At 68.2% G+C, this 26,739-nt stretch carries 22 protein-coding genes and 2 pseudogenes; 10 read left to right on the forward strand and 14 right to left on the reverse strand.

Annotation, left to right across the window (positions count from 1 at the left end):
* Window positions 1-129 precede the first annotated feature (129 nt).
* Genes QE389_RS12755 through QE389_RS12780 form a run of 6 tightly spaced genes read right to left on the reverse strand, consistent with a single transcriptional unit; the run spans window position 130 to window position 5,329 of the window.
* Window positions 130-681: a cupin domain-containing protein gene (locus QE389_RS12755; protein WP_307367919.1), complete on the reverse strand. Its 552-nt coding sequence runs from the start codon at window positions 679-681 to the stop codon at window positions 130-132.
* Between the two features lie 5 nt (window positions 682-686).
* Entirely contained in the window at window positions 687-1,973 is a 1,287-nt protein-coding gene (locus QE389_RS12760; protein WP_307367923.1) for an acetylornithine deacetylase/succinyl-diaminopimelate desuccinylase family protein, read from the reverse strand.
* Between the two features lie 10 nt (window positions 1,974-1,983).
* A complete protein-coding gene (leuB, locus tag QE389_RS12765) occupies window positions 1,984-3,105 on the reverse strand; it encodes a 3-isopropylmalate dehydrogenase (protein ID WP_307367926.1) in 1,122 nt (373 codons plus the stop codon).
* Window positions 3,089-3,391, reverse strand: coding sequence for an SDR family oxidoreductase (locus tag QE389_RS12770; RefSeq protein WP_307369088.1), 303 nt, complete (start codon window positions 3,389-3,391; stop codon window positions 3,089-3,091). Before QE389_RS12770 ends, leuB begins: the two co-directional genes overlap by 17 nt.
* Window positions 3,388-3,855, reverse strand: a complete 468-nt coding sequence (locus tag QE389_RS12775; RefSeq protein WP_307367929.1) for an SDR family NAD(P)-dependent oxidoreductase — start codon at window positions 3,853-3,855, stop codon at window positions 3,388-3,390. The genes QE389_RS12770 and QE389_RS12775 overlap by 4 nt, the downstream gene beginning before the upstream one ends.
* A gap of 13 nt (window positions 3,856-3,868) precedes the next feature.
* Window positions 3,869-5,329, reverse strand: coding sequence for an aldehyde dehydrogenase family protein (locus tag QE389_RS12780; protein WP_307367931.1), 1,461 nt, complete (start codon window positions 5,327-5,329; stop codon window positions 3,869-3,871).
* A 276-nt stretch (window positions 5,330-5,605) separates the two neighbouring features.
* Here QE389_RS12780 and QE389_RS12785 point away from each other — a divergent pair, with 276 nt between their 5' ends.
* From QE389_RS12785 to QE389_RS12810, 6 genes and pseudogenes are all read left to right on the forward strand, one after another.
* Window positions 5,606-7,111 carry a CoA-acylating methylmalonate-semialdehyde dehydrogenase gene (locus QE389_RS12785; protein WP_307367933.1) on the forward strand — a complete coding sequence of 502 codons (1,506 nt, stop codon included), beginning with the start codon at window positions 5,606-5,608 and terminating at the stop codon, window positions 7,109-7,111.
* A 141-nt stretch (window positions 7,112-7,252) separates the two neighbouring features.
* Window positions 7,253-8,390, forward strand: a pseudogene (locus QE389_RS12790) (isobutyryl-CoA dehydrogenase).
* Window positions 8,387-9,430 (forward strand): enoyl-CoA hydratase/isomerase family protein, encoded by a 1,044-nt coding sequence (locus QE389_RS12795; protein ID WP_307367934.1) that lies wholly within the window; start codon window positions 8,387-8,389, stop codon window positions 9,428-9,430. Before QE389_RS12790 ends, QE389_RS12795 begins: the two are co-directional and overlap by 4 nt.
* A gap of 29 nt (window positions 9,431-9,459) precedes the next feature.
* Complete coding sequence (mmsB, locus tag QE389_RS12800) at window positions 9,460-10,353, forward strand: 3-hydroxyisobutyrate dehydrogenase (RefSeq protein ID WP_307367935.1); 894 nt, start codon at window positions 9,460-9,462, stop codon at window positions 10,351-10,353.
* Window positions 10,354-10,424: 71 nt separating this feature from the next.
* Window positions 10,425-11,381, forward strand: coding sequence for a flavin reductase family protein (locus QE389_RS12805; RefSeq protein WP_307367936.1), 957 nt, complete (start codon window positions 10,425-10,427; stop codon window positions 11,379-11,381).
* Window positions 11,382-11,447: 66 nt separating this feature from the next.
* A complete protein-coding gene (locus QE389_RS12810) occupies window positions 11,448-12,635 on the forward strand; it encodes an acetyl-CoA C-acyltransferase (protein ID WP_307367938.1) in 1,188 nt (395 codons plus the stop codon).
* 54 nt (window positions 12,636-12,689) lie between these two features.
* Here QE389_RS12810 and QE389_RS12815 read toward each other — a convergent pair whose 3' ends face one another.
* The 7 genes and pseudogenes from QE389_RS12815 to QE389_RS12845 form a co-directional block, all read right to left on the reverse strand.
* Entirely contained in the window at window positions 12,690-13,487 is a 798-nt protein-coding gene (locus tag QE389_RS12815) for a hypothetical protein (protein ID WP_307367940.1), read from the reverse strand.
* Window positions 13,484-14,617 (reverse strand): DNA cytosine methyltransferase, encoded by a 1,134-nt coding sequence (locus tag QE389_RS12820; RefSeq protein WP_307367941.1) that lies wholly within the window; start codon window positions 14,615-14,617, stop codon window positions 13,484-13,486. Before QE389_RS12820 ends, QE389_RS12815 begins: the two co-directional genes overlap by 4 nt.
* 168 nt (window positions 14,618-14,785) lie before the next feature.
* Window positions 14,786-15,856 (reverse strand): HAMP domain-containing sensor histidine kinase, encoded by a 1,071-nt coding sequence (locus tag QE389_RS12825; protein WP_307367944.1) that lies wholly within the window; start codon window positions 15,854-15,856, stop codon window positions 14,786-14,788.
* Window positions 15,857-16,055: 199 nt separating this feature from the next.
* Window positions 16,056-16,943: pseudogene (locus QE389_RS12830) on the reverse strand (PAS domain-containing protein); the annotation flags it as partial.
* A gap of 162 nt (window positions 16,944-17,105) precedes the next feature.
* A complete protein-coding gene (locus QE389_RS12835; RefSeq protein WP_307367945.1) occupies window positions 17,106-17,675 on the reverse strand; it encodes a hypothetical protein in 570 nt (189 codons plus the stop codon).
* Window positions 17,676-17,753: 78 nt separating this feature from the next.
* Window positions 17,754-18,161, reverse strand: a complete 408-nt coding sequence (locus tag QE389_RS12840; protein ID WP_307367946.1) for a CBS domain-containing protein — start codon at window positions 18,159-18,161, stop codon at window positions 17,754-17,756.
* Window positions 18,162-18,249: 88 nt separating this feature from the next.
* Complete coding sequence (locus QE389_RS12845) at window positions 18,250-20,061, reverse strand: VWA domain-containing protein (protein WP_307367948.1); 1,812 nt, start codon at window positions 20,059-20,061, stop codon at window positions 18,250-18,252.
* A gap of 150 nt (window positions 20,062-20,211) precedes the next feature.
* Between QE389_RS12845 and QE389_RS12850 the strand changes: the two genes are divergently transcribed.
* The 4 genes from QE389_RS12850 (at window position 20,212) to QE389_RS12865 (ending at window position 25,019) form a co-directional block, all read left to right on the forward strand.
* On the forward strand, window positions 20,212-21,024 hold the full coding sequence (locus QE389_RS12850) for an isocitrate lyase/phosphoenolpyruvate mutase family protein (RefSeq protein ID WP_307367950.1): 813 nt from the start codon (window positions 20,212-20,214) through the stop codon (window positions 21,022-21,024).
* A 60-nt stretch (window positions 21,025-21,084) separates the two neighbouring features.
* Window positions 21,085-22,944, forward strand: a complete 1,860-nt coding sequence (locus QE389_RS12855) for a monovalent cation:proton antiporter-2 (CPA2) family protein (RefSeq protein WP_307367953.1) — start codon at window positions 21,085-21,087, stop codon at window positions 22,942-22,944.
* Window positions 22,945-23,090: 146 nt separating this feature from the next.
* On the forward strand, window positions 23,091-24,110 hold the full coding sequence (locus tag QE389_RS12860; RefSeq protein WP_307367955.1) for a S1/P1 Nuclease: 1,020 nt from the start codon (window positions 23,091-23,093) through the stop codon (window positions 24,108-24,110).
* Between the two features lie 123 nt (window positions 24,111-24,233).
* Window positions 24,234-25,019: an RNA methyltransferase gene (locus QE389_RS12865; RefSeq protein WP_307367959.1), complete on the forward strand. Its 786-nt coding sequence runs from the start codon at window positions 24,234-24,236 to the stop codon at window positions 25,017-25,019.
* A 598-nt stretch (window positions 25,020-25,617) separates the two neighbouring features.
* Here the strand turns inward: QE389_RS12865 and QE389_RS12870 are convergent.
* A complete protein-coding gene (locus QE389_RS12870) occupies window positions 25,618-26,454 on the reverse strand; it encodes a hypothetical protein (RefSeq protein WP_307367962.1) in 837 nt (278 codons plus the stop codon).
* Window positions 26,455-26,739 lie beyond the last annotated feature (285 nt).

Here is a 26,739-nt window from a genome sequence, read left to right on the forward strand (position 1 = left end):
CCGCCGCCACATGAGAAGTAGCTGACCAAACGCGAAGCGCGGCAAGCCTATTTCTTGCGCAAGGCAAATAGCTGACATCTCTCGGAAATAAAGAATCTTGATCAGGATTCTGATCAAATAATCGACTTGTCAGAAGGTCGGGGGCGTGCAGGCGCTGATCACGACGCACGGCGTGTCGCCCACATTGCGGAAACGATGGGGCAGGGGGCTGGGAAACAGATAGCCGTCGCCGGCCTTCAGCACCCGCGACTGGCCGTCCACCGTCACCTCCAGACGGCCGGAGATGATCAGCCCGCCCTCCTCCCCTTCGTGGGACAGCATGACCCGGCCGCTATCGGATCCGGGCTGGTAGGTTTCGTAGAGGATCTGCAGGCTGCTGCCGTGGCCCCGGCCCAGCTGGCGATAGGACACCTCGCCGCGCGAGATGTCGGTCAGTTCGTCGTGGCGATAGAAATATTTGGTCGAGGCTTCGAACTCGGAGCTGAAGAACTCGCCCAGCGACACGCCCGCCGCGTCCAGCAGGCGTTTCAGCGATCCGACCGAGGGGCTGGTCCGGCCGCTCTCGACCAGGCTGACGGTGCTGGAGGGGACGCCGGCCTTGCGGGCCAGGGCGCGCTGCGACAGGCCCAGACGTTCGCGCAGGGCGCGCAGGCGCGGGCCGATGATGTTCTCGTCGTCCAAAGGCCCTAGCTCCGTCGTCGGGTCAGAAGGTCGTAGGCGGCGCGCGCCATGACCTTGGCCGAGTTGGTCATGTCCTCGATCCCGACCCATTCGTCCGGCTGGTGCGCCAGGTCCAGCACGCCGGGACCATAGGCGATGCAGTCCTTCAGCTTGCCGATGCGGTCGACGTGCTTCTGGTCGTAGGTGCCGGGCGAGCAGACGAACTGCGCCCGCTTGCCCAGGACGGTCTGGATGGCGGCGGCGGTGGTGCTGGCCACCGGCCCGTCCCGGTCTGCCATGCTGGGCGCCACCTGGAAGAGGTCGCGCATCTCGTAGCGGAAGCCGTGACGCCGGGCCGCCAGTCCGTCCAGTATGGCCTTCACCTCGCCCTTCACGTCGTCCAGCGTCTCCTCGATCAGGAAGCGGCGGTCGATGATCATGCGGGTCGAATCCGCCACGCAGGGCGCCGGCAGGCCGTCGAAGCCCTCGGCCTGGCCGCCGTGGATGGAGTTGATGTTCATCGTCGACTGGCGCGCCCCCTCGGGCACCACCGGCATGTCGGAATGGCGGGCGGCCATGGCGGGATAGAGCTTGCTCTCGAACGCCTCCATCACCGCGCCCATGTGGCGGATGGCCGAGTCGCCCAGGAAGGGCATGGAGCCGTGGGCGATGCGGCCCTTGGTCTCGATTTCGGCCCACCAGACGCCGCGATGGCCGATGCAGACTCGGTCCACGTTCAGCGGCTCGGGGATGATGACGTGGTTGACGCGCGGTTCGGAGAACCAGCCCCGCTCGGCCAGATAGGCGACGCCGCCGTAGCCGCCGGATTCCTCGTCCACCGTGCCCGAAATCTCCAGCGCGCCGGGCAGGGGCAGGCCGGAATCGATCAGGGCCTCGACCGCCAGGATGGAGGCCGCCAGCCCGCCCTTCATGTCGCAGGCGCCCCGGCCATAGATGCGGCCGTCCTTCACCTCGCCGCCGAAGGGATCGACCGTCCAGCCGGCGCCGACCTCGACCACGTCGATATGGCTGTTGAAGTGGACGCAAGGGCCCGGCTCGACGCCGTCCCAGCGGGCGATGACATTGGTGCGGGGATATTTGTCGCTGTCGCCCGGCGAGCCCTCGCCCCGGACGTATTCGACCTTGAAGCCGCGCTTTTTCAGCCGATCGCCGATGTATTCGGCGCATGGGCGATAGGCTTCGCCCGGCGGGTTCACCGTCGGAAAGCGGATCAAATCCTGGGTCAGGGCGACCAGATCGTCGGTGCGGCCGTCGATCAGGTCCATGACGGTCTGGATTGTCGGGGCGCTCATCGGTCCAACCTCATTCGGTTTCGGCGTCCAGCGCGGCCAGAACCGCGTCGGTCATCTGGGTGGTTGAGACGGGGGCGACCCCGGCTTCCGCGATGTCGGGGGTTCGCACGCCGCTGGACACGACCCGGCGCACCGCCCGCTCCAGCCGGTCGGCCAGGTCCGCCCGGTCCAGCGACCAGCGCAGGCACAGGGCGAAGGACAGGATGGTGGCGATGGGGTTGGCGACGCCCTGGCCCGCGATGTCGGGCGCCGAGCCATGGATGGGTTCGTAAAGGCCCCGGCTGCGCCCGCCCTGGGCCAAGCCGGACAGGGAGGCGGAAGGCAGCAGGCCCAGCGATCCCGTCAGGGCGGCGGCGGCGTCCGACAGGATGTCCCCGAACAGATTGTCGGTGACGATGACGTCGAACTGATCCGGCCGCCGCACCAGCTGCATGGCGCAGTTGTCGGCGTACATGTGCGACAGTTCGACGTCGGGATAATCGGCCGCGACCTCGCTGGCGACCGCGCGCCACAGGGCGCCGGTCTCCATGACGTTGGCCTTGTCCACCGAACAGAGACGGCGCTTGCGGCTGCGGGCCAGTTCGAAGGCGGTGCGGCAGACGCGGGCGATCTCGGCCTCCGTATAGGCCTGGGTGTCATAGGCGCGGCGGGCGCCGTCCGCATCGACCGTGTTAGCGCGGGGCAGGCTGAAATAGACGCCCGCCGTCGCCTCGCGCACGATCAGGATGTCCAGGCCCCGGATCAGATCGGGCTTTAGGGCCGAGGCGTCCAGCAGTTCGTCGAAACAGACGGCGGGCCGCAGGTTGGCGTAGAGGTCCAGCGCCTGACGCAGGCGCAGGATTCCCATCTCGGGCCGCTGGGCGCGGGGCAGGTGGTCCCACTTCGGCCCGCCCACGGCGCCGAACAGCACGGCGTCCGACGCCAGGGCCTGATCGACCACGGCCTCGGACACCGGCGCGCCGACGGCGTCGATGCTGGCCCCGCCCGCCAGGCCCTGGGTCAGGCTCAGGCGCAGGCCGGCCTTGCGGCCGAACCAGTCGGCGACCCGCAGGGTTTCGCCGACGATCTCGGGTCCGATGCCGTCGCCCGGCAGGACCAAAAGGTCGAAGACGCGGTCAGATGCAGCGGCCACCGTCCACCTCCAGCGCCACGCCCGTGATCATCGAGGCGTCGTCCGAACACAGGAAGGCCGCCGCCGCGCCCATGTCCTGGGGCGTCGAAAAGCGGCCGATGGGGATGGAGGCCAGGAATTTGGCCCGCACCTCGGGCGTGTCGGCCCCCATGAAGGTCTTCAGCAAGGGCGTGTCGCCCGCCACCGGGTTCAGGGCGTTCACCCGCACCTGGAAGGGCGCCAGCTCCACCGCCATGGCCCGCGTCGCCGTGATGACCCAGCCTTTCGAGGCGTTGTACCAGGTCAGGTTCGGCCGGGGGCTGACCCCCCGCCGGTGGAGGCGATGTTCAGGACGGCGCCCGACCCTTGCGCCTTCATCGCCGGCACGAAGGCTTTCGACATCAGATAGAGGGCGCGCATGTTGACGGCGGCGATGCGGTCGAAGGTCTCGTCGGCCAGTTCGTCCAGCGGCTGGGGCGTATGACCGACGCCGGCGTTGTTGACCACGATGTCGATCCCGCCCAGCAGGCGGTGGGCGGTTTCCGCCAGGGCGGCGACCTGTTCGGCGCTGGACACGTCGACCGCCACGCCCAGGTCGGCGCCGCCCAGATCGGCGGCCAGGGCGCGGGCGGCCTCGCCGTTCAGGTCCGCGACGATGACGCGGGCGCCTTCCTCGGCGAAGCGGCGCGCGATGCCGGCGCCGAAGCCGGAGGCCCCGCCGGTGACGATGGCCCGCTTGCCGGCCAGCCGCCTGGCTCTGTTCTCTCCCACGACGCCTGCGCTCCTATCCGTGATGGGCCGCGACGGTCTTCAGGGCGGTGAAGGCGTAAAGCGCCTCGAACCCCTTTTCCCGTCCATGACCCGACTTGCCGACGCCGCCGAAGGGCAGTTCGACCCCGCCCGCCGCGCCATAGTTGTTGATGAAGACCTGTCCCGCGCGCAGCCGTTTCGCCAGTCGCATCTGGCGCCCCCCGTCGGCGGTCCAGACCCCGGCGACCAGGCCATAGGGCGTGCCGTTGGCGATGGCGACGGCCTGCGCCTCCGTGTCGAAGGGGATGACCACGACGGCCGGGCCGAAAATCTCCTGCTGCGCCAGCGGATGATCGGGCGCGACCCCGGCGAACAGGGTCGGCGCCACATAGGCCCCGCCTTCGGGCAGGTCGGCCAGGGTCGCCTGGGCCACGATCAGACCGTCGGCGCGCCCCTTCTCGATGAAGCCTTCGACCATGGCCTGCTGCTTCTTCGACACCAGGGGGCCGACGTCGCGGTCGTCCAGGGCGGGGCCGACCGTCAGGGCGCCGAAGCGTTCCGCCATGCGGCGCACGACGGCGTCGTAAACGCCGCGCTGGACCAGGACGCGCGACCCGGCCGAACAGGTCTGGCCTGCGTTCTGGATTCCGGCGTTGACCAGGAAGGGCAGGGCCTTGTCCAGATCGGCGTCGTCGAACACCAACTGGGGCGACTTGCCGCCCAGCTCCAGCGTCACGGGAACGGCGTTGGCCGCCGCCGCCTGCTGGATCGCCACCCCCACTCCGGTCGAGCCTGTGAAGGACAGATGGTCGATCCCCGGATGGGCCGCCAGGGCCGCGCCGGCCTCGGCCCCCGTGCCGGGCACGACGTTCAGGGCGCCGGCCGGCAGGCCGCAGTCGGCGGCGATCCGGGCGAAGGCCAGGGCCGTCAGCGAGGCCTGTTCGGCCGGCTTCAGCACCACGGCGTTGCCGACGCACAGAGCCGCCACGACCGAGCGCCCGATGATCTGCATCGGATAGTTCCAGGGGATGATGTGTCCCGTCACCCCGTGCGGCTCGCGCAGGGTGTAAACGGTGTAGCCGTCCTGAAAGGGGATCGTCTCGCCGTGCAGCTTGTCCGCCGCGCCCGAGTAGAACTCCAGATAGCGGGCCAGGGCGATCACGTCGTTGCGCGCCTGTTTCAGGGGCTTGCCGACATCCAGGGCCTCCAGCTCGGCCAGATGGTCGATGCGGGCCTCCACCTCGCGGCTCATGCGGGCCAGGATGCGGCCGCGCTCCACCGCCGTCGTCCGGCCCCATGCGCCTTGTTCGTCGGCGCCCTCGAAAGCCGCGCGGGCGGCCTCGACGGCGGCGTCCACGTCGGCGGCGGTTCCGGCCGCCAGACGGCCCAGGGGCTCGCCCGTGGAGGGGTTGTCGATCGGCAGGGTCGCGCCCCCGTCCGGCGCCCGCCAGACGCCGCCGATGAAGACCCGATCCGTGGCGAAGGCCGTCGTCATACGCTTCCCGTCCGTCCCCCTGCGGCCGCGCCTGCGACCGTCGATCCGACAGTGGGCCTGATTATGGATTGCGCAACAAGCCCTTTACGACGCGCGCACAAGTCATTGATTTTACTATTGGCATGATCGGAATATCGAGCGTTTCGGCTCCTGGTGGACAGACACGCCGTTGTTACTTTCCAGACAGGCGACTTATGCCGTTTTTGGCCTGCAAGCGGGTGAACTTGCCTGCTATGAGGCTGGCAACAGCAAAAATTCTCATAGGGATAACTCGGCATGGTACGCGACATTCGCCACTTCATCGACGGCCTGGCGTTCGAGGGCGCCTCGGGCCGGTTCGGCGACGTGTTCAATCCCAACACGGGCGAGGTTCAGGCCCGCGTCCCGCTGGCCACGGTCGGCGAGGTTGATCGCGCGGTCCAGGCGGCGCAGAACGCCTTCGAGGGCTGGGCCTCCACCAATCCGCAGCGTCGCGCGCGGGTGATGTTCGAGTTCAAACGCCTGGTCGAGGCGAACATGACCGAACTGGCCGAACTGCTGTCCAGCGAACACGGCAAGGTCGTCGCCGATTCCAAGGGCGACATTCAGCGCGGGCTGGAGGTGATCGAGTTCGCCTGCGGCATCCCCCACGCGCTGAAGGGCGAATACACCCATGGCGCCGGGCCGGGCATCGACGTCTATTCGATGCGCCAGCCGCTGGGCGTGGTGGCGGGCGTCACCCCGTTCAACTTCCCGGCCATGATCCCGATGTGGATGTTCGGCGTGGCCATCGCGGTGGGCAACACCTTCGTGCTGAAGCCGTCCGAGCGCGATCCGTCTGTGCCGGTGCGCCTGGCCGAACTGATGCTCGAAGCCGGCGCCCCCAAGGGCGTGCTGAACGTCGTCCATGGCGACAAGGCGGCGGTCGACGCCGTCCTGACCCATCCGCTGGTCCACGCGGTCAGCTTCGTCGGCTCATCCGACATCGCCCACTATGTCTATCAGACCGGGGCGGCGCACGGGAAACGGGTCCAGGCCATGGGCGGCGCCAAGAACCACGGCATCGTCCTGCCCGACGCCGACATGGATCAGGTGATCAAGGACCTGTCGGGCGCGGCCTATGGCTCGGCCGGGGAACGCTGCATGGCTCTGCCCGTCGTCGTCCCGGTCGGCAAGAAGACCGCCGACGAACTGCGCGAGCGGATGGTCGCCGAAATCCCGTCGATGCGGGTCGGCGTCTCCACCGACGCGGGCGCCCACTATGGTCCCGTCGTCACGGCCCAGCACCGCGCGCGCGTCGCCGGCTGGATCGAAAAGGGCGTTCAGGAAGGCGCCGAACTGGTCGTGGACGGCCGCGACTTCAGCCTGCAGGGCCACGAGAAGGGCTATTTCATCGGCCCGTCCCTGTTCGACCACGTCAAGCCGACGATGGAGTCCTACCGCGAGGAAATCTTCGGACCCGTGCTGCAGATCGTGCGCGCCGAGAGCTTCGAGGAGGCCCTGGCCTTGCCGTCGCAGCACCAGTACGGAAACGGCGTCGCCATCTTCACCCAGAACGGCCGCGCGGCGCGCGACTTCGCCGCCCGCGTCAACGTGGGCATGGTCGGCATCAACGTGCCGATCCCGGTGCCGGTCGCCTATCACACCTTCGGCGGCTGGAAGCGGTCGGCCTTCGGCGACATCAACCAGCACGGCATGGAAGGGCTGCGGTTCTGGACCAAGACCAAGACCGTCACCGCCCGCTGGCCGGATTCGGCCCTGGAGCATTCGGACAGTTCGTTCGTCATCCCGACGATGCGTTGATCCTTCGACCTCGTATCCGGTCGTCACCCTCGCCCTTGTGGCGAGGGCCCAGACTCCCGGTACTGATCGTGGGCCCGGCCCAAAACCGGGAGTCTGGATCCTCGGGACAAGCCCGAGGATGACGAAGGGAAAGAACAGGGAATGGATTTCGCCCTTACCGACGACCAGCGCGCCATCCAGGACGCGGCGCGCGCCTTTTCCGACGCCGAACTGGCGCCCCACTCCGCCCGCTGGGACGAGGAGAAGCATTTCCCCGTCGAGGTGATGAAACAGGCGGCCGAGATGGGCTTCTGCGGCATCTATACGGGCGAGGACCACGGCGGCATGGCCCTGGGGCGGGTCGAGGCGGCGCTGATCTTCGAGGAGCTGTCGCGCGGCGACGTGGCGACGGCGGCCTTCATCTCGATCCACAATATGGCGACCTGGATGATCGACCGTTTCGGCTCGGACGACCTGCGCGGCCGGTTCGTGCCGTCGCTGGTCGGGATGGAGAAGATCGCCTCCTATTGCCTGACCGAGCCGGGGTCGGGGTCGGACGCGGCGGCTTTGCGCACGACGGCCGTGCGCGACGGCGACCACTATGTGCTTAACGGGTCAAAGGCTTTCATCTCCGGCGCGGGCACGTCTGACATCTATGTCGTCATGGTCCGCACGGGCGGAGAGGGGCCGAAGGGCGTCAGCGCCCTGGTGGTCGAGGCCGGGACGCCCGGCCTGTCGTTCGGCGCGCAGGAAAGGAAAATGGGCTGGAACGCCCAGCCGACCGCCATCGTACAGTTCGACGACTGCCGCGTGCCGGTCGCCCAATCTGCTGGGCGAAGAAGGCGCGGGCTTCCGCTACGCCATGGCGGGGCTGGACGGCGGGCGGCTGAACATCGCCGCCTGTTCCCTGGGCGGGGCGCGACGGGCGCTGGAGACGGCGCAAGACTATGTCGCCACCCGCAAACAGTTCGGCCGACCGATCGGCGAGTTTCAGGCGCTTCAGTTTCGCCTGGCCGACATGGCGACCGATCTGGAGGCCGCGCGCCTGATGGTGCTGCGCGGCGCCTGGGCCATCGACAACGACCACCCGGAAAAGACGAAATGGTGCGCCATGGCCAAGCGGATGGCCACCGACGCCTGTTTCCAGATCGCCGACGAGGCCCTGCAACTGCACGGCGGCTACGGCTATCTGAAGGACTATCCGCTGGAACGGATCGTGCGCGACCTCAGGGTCCACCGCATCCTGGAAGGGACGAACGAGATCATGCGGGTGATCGTCGCGCGGGAGATGGCCAGATGAGTGAAGTCGAGATCATCACCCGCGTCGAAAACGCCGTCGGTCGCATCACCCTGAACCGGCCCAAGGCGATCCATGCGTTGAACCGGGCGATGTGCGAGGCGATGACCCAGGCCCTGCTGTCCTGGCGCGACGATCCGGCCGTGACCTCGGTGCTGATCGACCATGCGGGAGAGCGCGGCTTCTGCGCGGGCGGCGATATCCGCATGATCGCCGAGAGCGGGGCGGGCGATGCGGTGGAGGCCAGGGCCTTCTTCCTGGCCGAATATCGGCTGAACCATCTGATGTTCGACTATCCCAAGCCGATCACGGCCGTCGTGGACGGCGTCGTCATGGGCGGCGGGGTCGGGATTTCGGAGCCGGCCGACATTCGCGTGGCGACCGAGCGGACCACCTACGCCATGCCCGAGACGGGGATCGGCCTGTTCCCCGACGTGGGCGGCGGCTGGTTCCTGCCGCGCCTGCCGGGCCAGACCGGCGTGTGGCTGGCCCTGACGGGCGTTCGGCTGAAGGCGCAACAGACAATCGAACTCGGCATTCATACCCACTATGTTCCCTCTGAACACATTGGTGCGCTCAAGGCGGACTTGCTGACAGGGGTTAGTCCGATTGAGGCCGTGGGCAATTACGATATGCCGATCCCGCCCGGCTTCACGTTCGAGCGCGAGGGCATCGACCGGCTGTTCGCCTTCGACACGGTGGAAGAGATTTTCGACGCGCTGGAGGCGGACGGCTCGGACTGGGCGCTCACGCAGTTGGCGACGCTGAAAACCAAGTCGCCGCAGTCTCTGAAGGTGTCGCTGCGCCAGATCCGAACGGGCGCGACGCTGAACAGCTTCGCCGAAAACATGGCTATGGAATATGCGCTGGGTGGTCGCATCGTGCGCACGCCCGATTTCCAGGAAGGCGTCCGCGCCGTGATCGTGGACAAGGACAATGCGCCGAAATGGTCCCCGGCGGACCTGTCGGGCGTTACGGATGCGACGCTGGACGCCCTGTTCGCGCCCTTGCCGGACAACGAAAAATGGACGCCGCTGGCCTGACCGCGACGCTGACAAAAGGGAGAGAGACCATGACCAAGATCGCCTTCATCGGCCTGGGCAACATGGGCGGAGGCATGGCGGCGAACCAGGCCAAGGCCGGCCATGCGGTCGCCGCCTTCGACCTGTCGCCCAGCGCGCTGGAGCGGGCGCGGTCGCAGGGCTGTGTTCCCGTCGGTTCGGTCGCCGAGGCGGTCAAGGACGCCGAGGTGGTCATCACCATGCTGCCGGCCGGACCCCATGTGCTGAGCGTCTATTCCGAACAGATCATCGGCGCGGCGCCGTCGTCGGCCCTGTTGCTCGACTGTTCGACCATCGACGTGGAGACGGCGCGCAAGGTCGCGGGTCTGGCGAAATCGGCCGGCTACGCCTTCGCCGACGCCCCGGTGTCGGGCGGCACGGCGGCGGCGGATGCGGGAAGCCTGGCCTTCATGGTCGGCTGCGACGAAGGCGATTTCGCCCGCGTCGAGGCGGCCCTGGCGCCGATGAGCCGCATCGCCATCCGCGCGGGCGATCACGGCGCGGGTCAGGCGGCCAAGATCTGCAACAACATGCTTTTGGGCGTTTCCATGCTGGGGACGTGCGAGGCCATCGCCCTGGCCGAGAAACTGGGGCTGGACCCCGAACGCTTCTTCGAGATCGCGTCCAAGTCATCGGGCCAGTGCTGGAGCGTGACCAGCTACTATCCCTGGCCCGGGCCGGTGCCGACCGCCCCGTCGAACCGCGACTATCAGGGCGGCTTCGCCTCGGCCATGATGCTGAAGGACCTGAAGCTGGCTCAGGACGCGGCGGCCAAGTCGGGCGCCTCCACCCCGCTGGGCGCCCAGGCCGAGGCGCTCTACGCCCTGTTCGACGGCCTCGGCCACGGCGGACGGGATTTCTCGGCCATGCTGCAGATGCTGCGCGGGCGCCTGTCGGAACTGTAGGTCCCGCTCTGGTCCGCAACGGCGGTCGTGCCTATTAGAGGGTTTCGCCAAGGATCGGACCGCCCCGCCCCATGACCGTCTCGCCGCCCCGTATCGGGGGCCTCGACATCCAGAACCGGGGTTCGCCCGACGATCCGGTGGTGCTGATGATCGGCCAGGCCGCGCCTCTGTCGCCGGACGGGCGCGACATCGCCCGCGCCCTGGCCGAGGCGGGTCGGCACGTCCTTCAGGTCGATCTGCCGCAGGAAGACGGGGCTGCGGCCCTGCGGCGTCTGTTGACCGACCTTTCCTCTCGCCCCGCCGTCCTGTGCGCCCCGGCGGCGCTGAACCGGGTGATCCCGGCCCTGGCGGTCACGGGACCGGCCCTGGCCAGTTGTCTGATCGTGGTCGGCGAAGGTCCGATGGCGGCCGAGGCGACGGCCGCGCTGGACGACCTGCCGATGCTGGCGGTCGAACCGGGCCAGGGCGCCGAGGCGCTGGACCGACTGAACGCCGCCGTCCTGGGGTTTCTGGAGCGGGAGGCCCCGCGCGAGGCGGTGGTCTATCAGGCCGGGTCCGACGCCCGCACCCTGCGCGACGCCCTGGGCTGTTTCGCCACCGGGGTCACGGTGGTCACGACCCTGGACGCGGACGGCCGGCCCATCGGCCTGACCGCCAACTCCTTCTCGTCGGTGTCGTTGGACCCGCCGCTGATCCTGTTCTGCCTGTCGCGCGGCTCGACCAATCTGGAGCGATTCCAGGCGGCCCGGCATTTCGCCATCAATGTGCTGCACATCGGCCAGCAACCGATGTCCGGCGTCTTCGCCCGCGCCGGCGACCGCTTCCAGGATGTGGCCTGGGAGGCGTGGGACACGGGCGCGCCCATCCTGTCGGGCTCCTTGGCCAGTTTCGAATGCGCCACCGACCGGGTGATCGAGGCGGGCGACCATCTGATCTTCATCGGCCGGGTGCTGCGCGCGCGGTTCGAGCCCCGGCGCGATCCCCTGTTGTATTTCCGGGGCAAGTACCGCCGGCTGCACTTCGCCTGAAGCCTCGGCCGCATTCACAACGGGCGGGAAGACGCCTATCTCCCGCTTGAACAAGAGGAAACCGCCATGTCGTCCGCCGATCCCGTCGTCATCGTCTCCTACGCCCGCACGCCGATGGGCGGTTTCCAGGGCGCGCTGTCGGACGCCACGGCCACCGACCTGGGCGCCGTGGCGGTGAAGGCGGCGCTGGACCGGGCGGGCCTGGACCCGCAAAAGGTCGAGCAGATCATCATGGGCTGCGTCCTGCCCGCCGGCCTGGGCCAGGCCCCAGCGCGCCAGGCGGGGATGGGGGCGGGGCTTCCCGTGTCCACCGAGGCGACCACCATCAACAAGATGTGCGGCTCGGGCATGCAGGCGGCGATGATGGCGCACGATGCGCTCGCCGCCGGTTCCGCCGACGTGATCGTGGCGGGCGGCATGGAGTCCATGACCAACGCCCCCTATCTGATGACCAAGCACCGGGGCGGCGCGCGCATCGGCCACGACGTCATTTCCGACAGCATGTATCTGGACGGGCTGGAGGACGCCTACACCCCCGGCAAGCTGATGGGTCAGTTCGCCGAGGACACGGCCAAGGACTATCAGTTCACCCGCGAGCAGCAGGACGCCTACGCCATCGAAAGCGCCGGCCGGGCCAAGCGCGCCCAGGAGACGGGCGCCTTCGACGCCGAGATCGCCTCGGTCGAGGTCAAGACCCGCAAAGGGGCGGTGACGGTGGACCGCGACGAACAGCCGACCAAGTCCGACCCGTCCAAGATCCCCAACCTGCGCCCCGCCTTCGGCGCCGACGGCACCATCACCGCCGCCTCGGCCGCCTCGATCTCGGACGGCGCCGCCGCCCTGGTCATGATGCGCCGGTCCACCGCTGAATCCCTGGGCCTGACGCCGATCGCCCGCGTGGTGTCCCAGGCCGCCCACGCCCAGGAACCGCACCTGTTCACCACCGCCCCGGTCTTCGCCTTGCAAAAGGCGCTGAAGAAGGCGGGCTGGAGCGCGGACGACGTCGATCTGTGGGAGGTCAACGAGGCTTTCGCCATCGTGCCGATGATCGCCATGCAGGAACTGGGCATCCCCCACGACCGGATGAACGTCAACGGCGGCGCCTGCGCCCTGGGCCACCCGCTTGGGGCTTCAGGAGCACGCATCCTGACCACCCTGCTGTCCGCCCTAAAGGCTCACGGCAAGACCCGAGGCATGGCCGCCCTGTGCATCGGCGGCGGCGAAGCGACCGCGATGGGCGTGGAGTTGGTTTAGGCCGGGCAGTTTTTGCGTCGCCCGGCCGATTCCAAGCAGGATGGACGCCCCGCTTCAGGCCGGCGTAAGCAGGGCCTCGAGCACACCCGTCACTTCCGCTCGGATCGCGGCGGTGTTGCGTTGGAAAAAGTCGTTCAGGGAGTAGCCTATGACGCTGTCGAAGAAGGCATAGGTGCTCCTCGTCGCGTCAATGCTTTCCGAGCCCGTCAGGACCAGGAGCTTGTTCTGGCGGTATCGCTCAATGACCACCGAACTCACCTGGGTGGAGATCACCATAACCACGGGCAGATACCGTTCATCGTAGGCTGCGAGCCCGAAACGCAGGTCGGCGTTCTGGCGTTTGGCGTCAGCGCTCTTATAGCCCTGCCGGACCTCGAAGACAGCCCCTTTGATGTCGCGGTGCTGGTTGATCCTTTCGCTCGCGCTCACGAGCCATTTCGATAGACGGCTTCGCGCCTTCTTATCCAAGTGATCGCCGTCAATGCGGGCGTCCAGCGTCAGCCTCTGGTTTTTGCCGTCGCTACGGATGGAATCGTAGCCCCACCGAACCGCTTCGTCATCGAGCGACAGGGAATCCTGGATGATGGCTCGGACCAGTCGCTCGCAGCCGATGCCGACTTGGCGGTACACGGACGTCATGCCTCCGGCGGCCTTGTGGGCTGCGTACAGCAGCGGGGAATCGAGCCCGAGCCAGTGGTAGAGGGGGTCTGTTCCAAACAGACGCTTGAAAGCGTCGAGCGTGATTTCTTCCTGTCCTCGGCTCGTACCGAAAGCGGGGCGATAGTCCGCGCAGATCCTTATCGGCGTGAGGAGAATTTCACGATAGCGTTGGTCATCGTTCGCAAAGGTCATGACGCCCACTTCAAAGCGCTGCTGTCCAAAGCTTCGAGATAGTCGGCGACCGTTTTTGTCACGGCATGCCCTACGATGGGCGGCACGGCGTTGCCTATAAGCATGACGTTTCCGCCTGTGGAGTACGGGAAAATGAACTCATCCGGGAAAGATTGCAGTCGAGCGAGTTCTCGCACCGTCAGGCGGCGGTCGAGCGCGTGGTGAAAATGAATGCGCGCCTTGGCGTTTGCGCGCACCGCGTAACCGATCTTTCCTCGAACTGACTTCTGGTCGCCCTGTCCTGCGCCAGCCGTGGCCTTCGTCGCCACGAAATACTGCGACTGGTTGGGAACGCTTTCATCCTCGACCGGAATCAAGTCATCGATCGCTTCATCGATCGAGACATGGCGCATGACATGCGTGGGTTCCGGCTGTCGGGGGAAGCCCGGCAAATCTGAGCGGACGCAGATGATGAAAATCCGCTTCCTGGAGGCCGGCAAGCCGAAGTCCGGGCAGTTCAGGTACCAGTATTTCACCGTGTACCCGACAGCTGCCAGATCGGCCACGATTTGAGCGAGCAGGGCCCCTTCGTGCATGCCCTTAAGCAAAGGAACATTCTCTCCAACAACCACTTTCGGCTGATGGATTCGCATGTAATCGACCATCTTTTGGTACAGTAGGCCGCGAGGCCCGGAGAAGCCCATCTTATGGCCGCAACTTGAAAAGTCCTGACACGGAAATCCGCCAAAGAGCACTTCAGCGGCGGGAACTGTTTCCATGTCAATTTCGGTAAGGTCCGCCAGATGGGCATGATCGCTGATGTTCAGCCTATAGGCTCCAATCGCATTCGCATCGTTGTCGTAGGCCGCGAGAATGTTGAATCGCTGCGGCGCGTAATATTTGCCCATGAAGGTGAACCCACCAAGTGCGCCGAGGTCGAGGCCGCCGCAGCCTGCGAAAAAGCTGACCGTCGAAATCCCGCCTGAATGCGCGTGACCGCCCTCACGCCTCTCACGCAATGTCGGGTTCAGCTGCCCCTGGATCCCGGGATTGCTCCGAAAGCCGAACTGATAGGCCGGCATGCGCCGCAAGGCTTTGCGTTTGGGGAGGCCTGATTTGGGGCGCATCGGCGTCGAATCAGCTTTCAGCAATCGAGTCCACGGTCAGTAAAAACCTATCACGGCGCTCCTTGTAATGCATGTGCACTGGGAACGCCGATCAGGGTGCCGCTGGCCAACGCTCCCGACCAGATTCGACCAAGTCGGGTTGTGAATTTCCGGCCGATTAAAGCACGGGGCGGGGCAATCGTCGTCTGAACCTTAAGCCGCGAACGCCGCCCGGATCGGCTGCACGGTCTGGTCCGGTCGTTTCACCGGCAGGTCGAAGCTGACCACGGTGCCGACGCCGGGTTCGCTTTCCAGGGTCAGGCGGCCGCCGTGCAGTTCGATCAGGGACTTGGTCAAGGCCAGACCCAGGCCGGTGCCCTGGGTGGTCTTGGAGTGCTGGCCCTCGACCTGTTCGAAGGGGCGGGCCAGGCGGGCCAGGTCCTCGGGGGCGATGCCGATGCCGGTGTCCGCGCAGGCGACGCGGACGCGGTCCTCGCCCGCCGGTCCCTGGAAGGGCGTCAGCGACAGGGTGACGCGGCCGCCCTCGGGCGTGAACTTCACGGCGTTGGAGATCAGGTTCAGCATGACCTGCTTGACCCCGCGAGGGTCGGCCTGGATGGGCGGCAGGTCGGCGGCGTCTATGGCTATGGTCAGGCCCGCTTCCTGCGCCTTGCCGCGCATCAGCCGCACGGCGTCCTCGCACACCGTCTGCAGGGACACGGGCTCGTAGTGCAGGGTCATCTTGCCGGCCTCGATCTTGGCCATGTCCAGGATGTCGTTGATCAGGCTGAGCAGATGCTGGCCCGACTTCAGGATATCGGCGGCGTAGCCCTTGTACTTGTCGTTCAGCGGACCGAACAGCTCGCTGGCCATGATCTCGGAGAAGCCGTTGATGGCGTTCAGCGGGGTGCGCAGTTCGTGGCTCATGTTCGCCAGGAACTCGGACTTGGCCTGGTTGGCGGCCTCGGCCCGGGTCATGGCGACCTCGTATTTGCGGGCCAAAAGCGACAGCTTCTCCTGGCTGGCCTCCAGCTGGTCGACGGTGGCGCGCAGGTCGTCGGCGGCGCGGCGGCGCTCGGCCTCCTGGCGTCTGATGGCGGTGATGTCGGCGGCGGTGACGACGGAGCCGCCCTCGGAGGTGAACCGTTCGGCCAGCTGCAGCCAGCGGCCGTCGTGCAGTTCGACCTCGCGCAGGCCCGCGCGGCCCCCGGCGGCGGGGTGTTCGGCCTTGATCGCCAGGGCGGCGATGCGGTTCAGCTCGTCCTTCAGGGCGCCGCGCCGCACGACCCCGGCGCGGAAGGCGAAGGCGTCCTCGAACGCCTGGTTCCACAGGATCAGCGCGCCCCTGACGGTCGAACAGAACGAAGGCGTCGGAGATGCTTTCCACGCCGTCGCGCAGGCGGCTTTCGGCGGCCTGGGCGGCGGCCTTGGCCCGGCGCGCCTCGGTGATGTCCAGGGCCACGCCCAGGATGGCGGAAAAGCCCGTATCGCCCCGCGGCCCGCGCGCCTGACCGCGTGCGTCGACCCAGCGGATCCGGCCGTTCGGCTGCTGCACGGGAAAAGTCAGTTCGAAGGCGCCATAGACGGTCGCCTGGCGCAGGGCGTGACCGACCGCGTCGCGGAAACGGGGATGCACGCGCTCGATCACCGCCGAGGCGGGCGCGACGCCGCCTTCCTCCAGCCCCAGCAGGGTCGCCATATAGTCGGACAGATCGACCTCTCCGGCCTCCAGGTCCCATTCCCACACGCCGCAGCGGGCCGCCTCGACGGCGATGCGGAAACGCTTCTCGGACTGGCTTTCCGCGCGATTGCGCCGCGACTGGCGCAGAGTATGGATCAGATAGACGCCCACCACGCCCAGGCCCAGAAGGACGGGCGCGATCAACACCCAGGCCTCGTCCATCAGGGCGTCGAACCCGCCCGGCGCGGGGTCGGAGAGCGAGACGACATAGGGGCCGTCCGGACCCGCGCGCGCGGCCAGGAGGGTGCGCGGCGTCCCTTCCAGGACCACGGTGCGCGGCGTCTTCAGCGCGGGCAGGTCGGCGGCGGGCGCGCCGATGATCGGCGCGGCGGGCTGGCCGACCTCGGCGGCGCGGTCCGAGGCCAGGACCACGCCCTGGGCCGAGACGACCCTGAGGGTGGCGCCCGTCACGGCGGGCAGGCGGATGACACCCGTGCCGGCATCATCCGCAGCGGCGCGGGCCAGTTCGGCCACCTCTGCGGCGGCGAGGCGGGCCTGCAACATGTGGTTCTCGACCGTCAGCGTCTGGACTTCTCGCGTCGGCAGGGTCACTTCGCGCGACACCAGAAGCACATAGGCGGTGGCCGCCAGGGCCAGGCTCAGCACGAATATCCGCAGCCAGGCCGGCATGGACAGGGCGCGGGCGGCGGCGTGATCGGCGGCGCGACGCCCCGACTTCTTCCTTCGCCGCTCTATGCCCGCCAAGGACCCGCTCCCGCCAAATCACCCTGAGGGGGAATCTAGGCTGCGTCGCGGATTCCTGTCGAGATGGGGTTAGCGGTTTCTTAACGGTCAGGCCGCCGCGGCGGGCGACGACAGGCGCTCGGGCGGCGGGGCGGCCACCTGCGTCACCGCATTCAGGGTGGTGCGGGCCTGCCGCGCCAGGTGCAGGACCGCCGGCGGGGCGTCGTCCGGGTTTTCCCCGACCAGGGCTGTCAGCTGTTCGGCCAGGCGCAGGAGGGCCGGGGCCGCCGCGATCAGCCGCGCCTGGAACTCGATCCGTTCGGGCGTGCGGTCGTATTCGGCCCCCGGCACGCGCCAGCCGCCCCAGTCCGCGACGTCGGTCACGACCACGGGATAGCTGCCCGGATAGGGGTGGTGCAGGCAGTCCTCGGGCGACTGCCACCTGTTGTGGGCGCGCAGCAGCCGCCAGTTGTCCAGACCGTCGCCCGCCGCCGCATCCTCGGCCGCGACCATCAGTTCATGGGCGGCGAACTCGCGCCCCAGGCCGACGTCGTAGGTGACGCGCACCGGCTCTTCGAACCCCTTGGCCCAGACCGGCTGGACCTTTTCGACGAAGGCCCAGGCGCCGACGCATTCGACCCAGACCTTCTGACCCTTCTGAAACTGCGCGCGCGCCATCCCGCCCTCCTGCGCCGACTTCATGCGGCGGCTCGACAGAATGGCGCACGGGCGTTGACGCCCGGTGTCGCGTCGCGGTTAACGCGAGATGCTTTCCAGCGTCTCGCCCGCGTATTTCTCCTTCACGCGGATCGACAGGTCGCCCAGGGACACGACGCCGACGACGCGGCCATGCCGGTCCACCACGGGGGCGCGCCGGATCTGGCGCGCGCCCATCAGGTCCAGCACCACCTTCAGGTCGTCGGTGTCCAGCACGGTGTGCGGATCGCGGGTGATGTATTCGATCACCGTCGCCGTCGGCGCGGCCCCGGCGGCGACCGCGCGCACGGCGATGTCGCGGTCGGTGATCGTGCCGATCAGCCGATCGCCGTCGGCGACGGGCACGAAGCCGAAGTCGCCGCGGGCCATGCGGCCGGCGACCTCCTGGAGGGTGTCGCCGGGGCGCGCGATATGCACGTCCTTGGTCATCACGTCGCGGATCTTCATGGAGCGCTCCTTGGCGGTGTCGGGCCTGACAGTGTCTGGCCCTGAAAACCCGTCGCGAGCGTTGCGGTTCCTGTTTCCGTTGCGGCTCTCAGGGCGTCGCGCGCGGCTGCAGGTCGCGGGCGGCGCGGATCATCTGCACGAACTCGGCCCGTTCGCCGTAGGGATCCTCGCCGCGCGCGCCCTGGGCCTGGTCCAGGATCTGGTCCCAGCCGTAGTCGGCCGCCAGCCACGGATCGTCGCGCAGCTTCTGGCCGAAGGCGGCCACCGCGATGGCCCAGCGCGTGGCCTCGGGCGGCGCGGCGCGGACGGGGCCGGTCGTGCGATTGGTCAGGGGCTGCTGGATCAGGGCGGAGCGGTTGTCGCCCGGCTGTTTGTAGCGCACCTGGATGAAGCCGATCTCCCCGTTCGGGTCGCCGCCGCCCACGCCGATGCGATTGTCAGGATAGCGGCGCTCGGGGATCTGCGTCGGGCCGCCGACGGGGGCGATCTCATACAGGGCCGTGACGCTGGCGCCCGATCCGACCTCGCCCGCATCGATGCGGTCGTTGGCGAAGTCCTCCTCGTTCAGCAGCCGGGTCTCGTAGCCGATCAGCCGCCATTCGGCCACGCGGGCGGGATTGAACTCCACCTGAATCTTGACGTCGTCGGCGATGGGGAAGGCGCCCTTGTCGAAGGCCGGGCCGAACAGGCGGCGCGCCTCGTTCAGGTCGTCGACATAGGCCGCAACGCCGTTGCCGGCCTGGGCGATGGCCTGCATCCGGGCGTCCTGATAGTTGCCGCGCCCGAAGCCATAGACCGACAGATAGATGCCTGTCCCGCGCTTGTCGGCGACATAGTCCTCCAGCCGCTTGTCGTCGGTGACGCCGACGTTGAAGTCGCCGTCGGTGAACATCAGGATGCGGTTGACCTTGTCGCGGGCGAAGCTGGCCTGGGCCTGGTCATAGGCGTTGGTCATGCCGGTCGCCCCGGCCGTGCCGCCGGACGCCCGCAGGCTGGCGACCGCGCAGCGCATCTTCAGCTTCTGATCGCCCGGTGTCGGCTGCAGCGTCGTGCCCGCGCCCTCGGCGTAATAGGTGACGGCCAGCGTGTCCTGCGGCCTCAGCCGGTCGATGGCCAGGTTCATCGCCTTCTTGGCCAGGTCCAGCTTGTCCGCCGACCGCATCGAGCCGGAGACATCGACCAGGAAGGTCAGGTTCAGCGGCCGCTGCTCGCCCGCCGGCAGCTCATAACCTTGCAGCCCGATGTGCACGATCTGACGGCCCGGCGCCCACGGCGAGGCCGCGACCGCCGTGGTGATGGCGAACGGCCGACTCTGGCTGGTCGGCCGCGCGTAGTCATAGTCGAAGGCGTTGATCAGCTCCTCGACCCGAACCGCGTCCCTGGGCGGCGCGCGGCCCTCGTCGATGAAGCGTTTCACGTTCGAATAGGACGCCGTGTCCACGTCGATGGAGAAGGTCGAGACCGGCTGATCGCTGGTCCGCTTCACCGGATTGGGCGTCGCGTCGGGATAGCGTTCGGTGTTGGCCGGCGGGAGCGCTGGCGCCGGCGTGATCGGCGAAACCCGAAACCCGGTCACGCCCACGCTCCCTGTCACGGCGGCAGGCGGCGCCGGCGAAGGTGGGGGAGGCGGTGGGGGCGGAGGCGGCGGTGCAGGAGGTGGTGGCGGCGGCGCGATCGGCGCGTGCGTCGTCGCGGTGCGACCTTGGATGCGGGATCCCGTCACGACGAGATCCTCCACCTCGGACTCCGCTTCCAGCGTAAATCCCAGAGGCCGGCACGCGGCCGGCGTGGGCTCGCCATCCAACGGCTTGGCCAAGGCTACGGAGGGCAGGGCCGCCGGCGGCGCGGCGACCGACAGGCTCAACACTGACAAGGCGGCGATCCGGGCGAGACGGGACATGGCTTCCTCCGGTTGTTTTCTTGACGCCAGTCGCGGGTCGCTCTGAGGCGAAACTGTGGCGCTGGAACGGATTAAGGTCGCATCCGAAAATCGCCAGCACCGAACGTGGCTTTGATGTCAAAGGCCGTCGTCACACAGGAGATTTAAAGCATGACCGATCAGCTTCGACGTGCCGAGGCATTCCGAAACCAGCATCTTCACGGCGATCTGGTTCTGCCGAACTGCTGGGACGCCGCCAGTGCGCGGGTATTCCAGACTGCCGGTTTCAGCGCCGTGGCCACGACCAGCGCGGGCGTCGCCTGGGCGCGTGGGGCGCGAGACGGCGAGGGGCTGGATCGCGAGGCGATGATGCGGGAGATCGCGACGATCGCGCGATCCCTCGACCTGCCGCTGAACGCCGATGTCGAGGCAGGCTATGGGGCGAGCACGACTGACGCGGCCGAGACGGCGCGCCAGGCCTGGGCGGCGGGCGCCGTCGGGATCAATTTCGAGGACGCCGACTACGCCGCTCCTGGCGAACTGACGACGATTTCGGCGCAACAGGCTCGCATCGCCGCCATCCGCGAGGCCGCGCCGGATCTGGTGATCAACGCACGCACGGATGTCTTCCTGCTTGGGCTGGGCGACGACGAGGACCATCGCATCCATATGGCGATCGAACGGGGACGCGCCTGGCTGGACGCCGGGGCGGACGTGGTCTTTCTGCCCGGAACGACGGATCGCGCCATCGTCCGCAGACTGGCTGACGGAATCCGCGGCCCGATCAGTTTGATGGCGGGTCCCGATGCGCCGACCGCGAAGACCTTGTTCGAGGCGGGCGCATGCCGGATCAGCACCGGACCCTATCCGATGCAGGCGATGCTTGAGCGATTGAAGACCTTGGCCGACGGATTGGTCGACGATTGGGCGGTCATGAAGCCCGCCGGGGACGGTCTTACGAAGATCGGCTCGGTCTTCGGCTGAACGGGCTCGCATTATCGGCTCCGCTTCCCCAATATCAGCGGCGAAGAGACAGGGAATAAGATGGCCGAGGCGACGACGGGACTGGATCTGGGCGCGGCGGCCGCCCTGCTGGCGGCGGGCGTGATCGCCGTGCCGGTGTTCAAGCGCGTCGGCCTGGGCTCGGTGCTGGGCTATCTGGCGGCGGGCCTGGCCATCGGTCCCTTCGGCCTGAAGCTGTTCCGCGAGCCCGAGACCATCCTGCACGTCGCCGAGTTCGGCGTGGTCATCTTCCTGTTCATCATCGGGCTGGAGATGCGGCCCAAACGCCTTTGGGGCTTGAGGAAGGAAATCTTCGGCCTTGGCGCGGCCCAGGTTCTGTTCTGCGGCCTGATCCTGACCGTCACGGCCATGCTGGCCGGCTTCTCCGCCCCCGTGGCCTTCGTCGGCGCCATGGGCTTTGTCCTGTCGTCCACCGCCGTCATCATGCAGATGCTGGAAGAGCGGGGCGAGATCGCGGGCGGGCCGGGCCAACGCGCCGTCTCGATCCTGCTGCTGGAAGACCTGGCCATCGTGCCGCTCCTGGCCATCGTCGCCGTCCTGGCCTCGGTGACGGGACAGGCGACCGACCATGCGCCGCCGCTGTGGCAGACCGTCGGCTTCGCCGTCGCGGCGGTCGGCGGGGTGCTGCTGGCGGGCCGCTATGCGGTCAATCCGATCTTCCGCCTGCTGGCCCGTTATGGCGGACGCGAGGTGATGACGGCCGCCGCCCTGCTGGTCGTGGTCGGCGCCGCCTGGGCCATGTCTCTGGGCGGGCTTTCCATGGCCATGGGCGCCTTCCTGGCCGGGGTGCTGCTGTCCGAATCCACCTTCCGGCATCAGCTCGAAGCCGACGTCGAGCCCTTCCGCGCCATCCTGCTGGGCCTGTTCTTCCTCAGCGTCGGCATGTCGCTGGATATGTCGGTGGTGATCGCCGACTGGCGTCTGGTCATCGGCGGCGTCGTGGTCTTCATGTTGGTCAAGGGCGTGGGCATCTATGCGGTCGCGCGCCTGTTCAAGGCGTCGCATCACGAGGCGGTCGAGCGTGCCGGCCTGTTCGCGCAAGGGGGCGAGTTCGCCTTCGTCCTCTATGGCGCCGCCGTCGCCGCCGGCCTGTTCGACGCCCGGATCGGGGCGATGATGTCGGCGGTGGTCATCCTGTCGATGGCCCTGACGCCGCTGACCTCGATCCTGATCGCGCGCCTTCTGCCCAAGCCGACACTGTCGGCCGAGGACGCCGACGGCGTGGACTTCGCCAAGGACCTGCGCGGCCAGGTGCTGATCATCGGTTTCGGCCGGTTCGCCCAGGTGGTGTCCCAGCCCCTTCTGGCCCGCGACGTGGACGTGTCGATCATCGAGAACGACGTGGAGATGATCCAGGCCGCCTCCCAGTTCGGGTTCAAGGTCTATTACGGCGACGGCACCCAGCTGCACACCCTGCGGGCGTCCGGCGCGGAAGAGGCCGAGATCGTGCTGGTCTGCGTGGACAAGCCCGAGGCCGCCGACCGCATCGTCGAACTGGTCAAGTCCGAGTTTCCGACCACCCGGATCATGGCCCGCGCCTTCGACCGGGGGCATTCGATGCGCCTGATCCAGGCCGGGGTGGACTACCAGATCCGCGAGACGTTCGAGTCCGCGCTGAAGTTCGGCGAACGCGCCCTGGTCGAACTGGGTCTGGACGAGCGTGAGGCGGCCGAGACCATCGGCGACGTGCGCCGCCGCGACGACGCGCGTCTGGATCTGCAACTGACCGGCGGGCTCAAGGCCGGCCGCCAGCTGATGCGCGGCAATATGCCGACGCCGCAACCCGCACCCTACATCAAGCCGCGCCGCGAAGGCCGCCTGCTGAACGAGGACGAGGCAGGCCCGCCGTCGCCGGTCGCGGGCGAGCCGGTGGGCGACTGAAGGACGTCGCGTGAAGAGTGTCAGTGAGCAAGGGGTGAGCGTTCGCACGCCGTCCGTGTTGCCGCTCACCCCTTGCTCACTACCACTATTCACCCACCTCCGATCATGCTCTTAGGAGCCGACACCCCCCTCGTCAGAGCCCCTTCATGAAACGTCTCGCCATCGCCGCCCTGGCCCTCGTCGCGGTCGCCGCGCCGGCCGTCACCGTCACCGCCTGGGGCAACACCGGCCACCGCCTGATCGGCGTGGCGGCGATGCGGGCCCTGCCGGACGATCTGCCGGCCTTCCTGCGCACCCCCGGCGCCATCGCCGACGTGGGCGAACTGGCGCGCGAGCCCGACCGCTGGAAGGGCGCCGGCCAGCCGCACGACCGCGAACGCGACACCGCCCACTTCGTCGACCTGGACGACCAGGGCCGCGTCTTCGACCAGCGGGGCATGAGCCTCAACGACCTGCCGCGCCTGAAGTCCGAATATGACGCCGCCCTGACCAAGGCCGGTCTGGACGTCAACGACGCCGGCTATCTGCCCTACGCCATGATGGATGCCTGGCAGCAGCTGGGCCGCGATTTCGCCTACTGGCGCGTGCTGAACGCCGCCGAGAAGCGCGAGACCAATATGGAGCGTCAGGCCTGGTATCGCGCCGATCGCATCCGCCGCGAGGCCCTGATCCTGCGCGACATCGGCGTCATGGGCCACTATGTCGGCGACGGCTCGCAACCGCATCACACCAGCATTCACTACAACGGTTGGGGCGACTTCCCGAACCCGGAAGGCTTCACCAACTCGCGCCAGACCCACGCCCTGTTCGAGGGCGAGTTCACCAACCGCGTCGCCCGTCTGGACGCCATCGAGGCCGCCATGCCGGCCGCGAACCTGGACGGTTTCGACGTCAAGGCGCGCACGGTCTCCTATCTGACCACGACGCTCGGCACGGTGATCCCCTTCTATCGGCTGGAAAAGGCCGGCGGTTTCCGCGACGCCGACCCGCGTGGCGCGGCCTTCGTCAACGAACGTCTGGCGGCGGGCGCGGGCGAACTGCGCGACTTCATCATCACCGCCTGGACGACCTCGGGCAGCGCCTCCATCGGCTGGCCCGCCGTCAAGGTCGCCGAGGTCGAGGCCGGAACCGCCGACCCCTGGATCGCCATGGTGGGCGAGGACTGATTTCGGCCTTGGTGAGCGGTGGGGGTGAATAGTGCTAGTGAGCGAGGGGTGAGCGGGCCGTGCGCGCATCGACGCCTCGGCTCACCTCTTGCTCACTAGCACGCCTCACCTATAGCAGCGCCAATGCCTGATCTGATCCCCCCCGCCGTCATCCTCGACAAGTCGCAGATGGCCGAGAACATCGGCGCCGTCGCGCGGGTGATGGCCAACTTCGGCCTGTCGGACCTGCGCCTGGTCAGCCCTCGGGACGGCTGGCCCCAGGAACGGGCCTGGGCCACCGCCTCGGGCGCCGACTGGGTGCTGGACGGCGTGCGGGTGTTTGACAGCGTCGCCGAGGCCATCGCCGACCTGAACACTGTCTTCGCCACCACCGCCCGCCCGCGCGAGACGCGCCAGCCCGTGCGCACCCCGCGAGAGGCCGGCCGTGTCCTCTATGACGACACCGCCTCGGGCCTGAAGACCGGCCTCTTGTTCGGCGGCGAACGGGCCGGGCTGGAGACGACCGACATCGCCCTGTGTTCGGGCATTGTCACCATTCCCATCGACCCGAAACATCATTCGCTGAACCTGGCCCAGGCGGTGGCGATCAACGCCTATGAATGGCGCACCCTGATCCTGGACGCCCCGCCGCCGCGTTTCCGCGAGGGTGAGGCGCCCGCCTCCAACGCCCTGCTGGTCGGCATGTACGAACATCTGGAGGAGGAGCTTGAGAACGGCGGCTTCTTCTATCCGCCCGAGAAGAAGCGCTCGATGAGCCAGAACCTGCGCGTCATGCTGGGCCGCGCCGCCTTCTCGGAGCAGGAGGTCGCCACCATGCGCGGCGCCATCCACGCCCTGTCGCGCGGCCGCGGCCGGGTCCTGGCCAAGCTGGCGGCCGAGCGGGCGGCCAAGGCCAAGACGGACGAATAGGGGGTTCGTCTCCTCCGTCATCCTCGGGTCGAGCCCGAGGATGACGGCGGTGGAACAGACGGCGTAGGAAACTTCTCATGAAGCTGGCCCTCGTTTATCCCCTCGCTGCCCTGGCGGAGATCGGCGGCTGTTTCGCCTTCTGGGCCTGGCTGAAGCTGGATCGTTCGCCGCCCGGCGTCGCCTGCCTGAACACCACGCCTTACTTCTTCTTTCGTCATCCTCCGGCGCGAAGCGACCGGGGGACCCAGCGGCGCCGAAGGCGATGCGTCCGCCGCACGATGTTGAAGCGCTACTCTCCGCGACAGGTTCGCGCTCCCGCGCGCCGCTGGGTCCCCCGGTCTGCGCCGCGAAGGCGCGGCTTGCCGGAGGATGACGAGAAATAGGGCGTAGCCGTCCTATCCGCGTGACATCAGTCCAACGATTTCAACACCCTGCCGCCCGCCAGCGTCATCTTCCTGCCCATGCCCCAAAACCGTGCGATCCTGTCTCGGTTCGTCCGCAGGTGACGCGCCGCACGGCCGGGGAGGGGCAATTCAGACGATTCAGACGAATTAGACGGTGTTTTTCTCATGCGACCGTCTGAATGGGCGCCGGCGCCTCAGCCTGCGCCCAACAGGTCCGACCAGCGCCAGCTGCCCTTGCCCAGGGCCAACTGTGCCCCGCCGGGGCGGTCTTCCAGCTTCAGCACCGCAAGACCCGTCATCCGCTGGCTCTTGCACTCGGCCGGGGCGAAGGCGACCTCCAAAGCGATGGCCTGGCGGACGCCCGCCAGACCTTTGCCCGCCTGGTTGCGACTTTGCAGCCAGTCGCCGTTCCAGACCAGGATGGCGCGTCCGTTCGCGTCCATGTCCTGGGACGCGGCGATGACGGCGCGGCGCACGGCGTGGTCGTCGCGCACGGCGTCCTGGACCCAGCGCACCATGTCGCACGATCCTCCGCCCGATCCGGGACCCGAGCCGGTCCCGCCTGAGCCGCCCGATCCGCCCACGCCCGTTCCGCCGCCGCCGCCCGGACCTGCGCCGACCGTCATGGCCCCGGCGATCTGGGCCGCGCCCAGCAGGGGCAGGGGCGGACCCGGCGGGGCGGGCACGGCGGGCAGGGGTTCGACGTCCGGCGGGCGTTTGCTCACCACCAGTCGCGGTCGCGCCGCCGCCACGGCCGGCGGTCGCCGCTGGGGCGCGGGCTTGGGCGGCGCGGCCGCCTGGGCGGCGGCGGCCGGCGCATCGGGTTCGGGCGAGGGGGCGGGCGCGATCACGCGGGCGGGCGGGGGAGGCGGCGGCGGAGGCGGCTCGACCAGTTCGACCATCATGGGCAGGGTCTGCGGCGTCTCGACAATCGGCTCAGCACCGCCGTGCATCAGCAGCGCCAGCCCCAGATGCGCGGCCAGGATCGGCGTCGCCGCCAGCGCCCATCGCCGTGTCCGCGCCGGTCTCAATCGCCCATCCGTGATGTGGCCGGCAGCCTGTGTCGCATGGTCATCGCAACGAAACGCCTGTAAAAAATCACGACAGGCCGTTCAAAACATCCGCGCGCGTCAGGAAAGAGGCGCTGGGCCGAATACAACCGGGCGGCGTTTCAGATTTCATTGAGATCAGCCGGCCCGCCATCCGGCGCAGCCGTCGGCGGACCAACGCCGCGTCTCGCCCGTCGGTTCCATAATCTGAAAAGAATACGCGAAATCCGGGCGCCGGCTTATGGTCAAGCTGACATCTTCCCGCCC

The organism is Brevundimonas sp. SORGH_AS_0993, assembly GCF_030818545.1.
Taxonomy (GTDB): Bacteria; Pseudomonadota; Alphaproteobacteria; order Caulobacterales; family Caulobacteraceae; genus Brevundimonas.

Bases quoted from the DNA above. Each gene is read 5' to 3' on its own strand.
- QE389_RS12760 (WP_307367923.1), bottom strand. From the start codon at position 1,973: ATGAGCGCCCCGACAATCCAGACCGTCATGGACCTGATCGACGGCCGC.
- QE389_RS12780 (WP_307367931.1), bottom strand. From the start codon at position 5,329: ATGACGACGGCCTTCGCCACGGATCGGGTCTTCATCGGCGGCGTCTGG.
- QE389_RS12785 (WP_307367933.1), top strand. From the start codon at position 5,606: ATGGTACGCGACATTCGCCACTTCATCGACGGCCTGGCGTTCGAGGGC.
- QE389_RS12795 (WP_307367934.1), top strand. From the start codon at position 8,387: ATGAGTGAAGTCGAGATCATCACCCGCGTCGAAAACGCCGTCGGTCGC.
- mmsB (WP_307367935.1), top strand. From the start codon at position 9,460: ATGACCAAGATCGCCTTCATCGGCCTGGGCAACATGGGCGGAGGCATG.
- QE389_RS12805 (WP_307367936.1), top strand. From the start codon at position 10,425: ATGACCGTCTCGCCGCCCCGTATCGGGGGCCTCGACATCCAGAACCGG.
- QE389_RS12810 (WP_307367938.1), top strand. From the start codon at position 11,448: ATGTCGTCCGCCGATCCCGTCGTCATCGTCTCCTACGCCCGCACGCCG.
- QE389_RS12815 (WP_307367940.1), bottom strand. From the start codon at position 13,487: ATGACCTTTGCGAACGATGACCAACGCTATCGTGAAATTCTCCTCACG.
- QE389_RS12835 (WP_307367945.1), bottom strand. From the start codon at position 17,675: ATGGCGCGCGCGCAGTTTCAGAAGGGTCAGAAGGTCTGGGTCGAATGC.
- QE389_RS12840 (WP_307367946.1), bottom strand. From the start codon at position 18,161: ATGAAGATCCGCGACGTGATGACCAAGGACGTGCATATCGCGCGCCCC.
- QE389_RS12845 (WP_307367948.1), bottom strand. From the start codon at position 20,061: ATGTCCCGTCTCGCCCGGATCGCCGCCTTGTCAGTGTTGAGCCTGTCG.
- QE389_RS12850 (WP_307367950.1), top strand. From the start codon at position 20,212: ATGACCGATCAGCTTCGACGTGCCGAGGCATTCCGAAACCAGCATCTT.
- QE389_RS12855 (WP_307367953.1), top strand. From the start codon at position 21,085: ATGGCCGAGGCGACGACGGGACTGGATCTGGGCGCGGCGGCCGCCCTG.
- QE389_RS12860 (WP_307367955.1), top strand. From the start codon at position 23,091: ATGAAACGTCTCGCCATCGCCGCCCTGGCCCTCGTCGCGGTCGCCGCG.
- QE389_RS12865 (WP_307367959.1), top strand. From the start codon at position 24,234: ATGCCTGATCTGATCCCCCCCGCCGTCATCCTCGACAAGTCGCAGATG.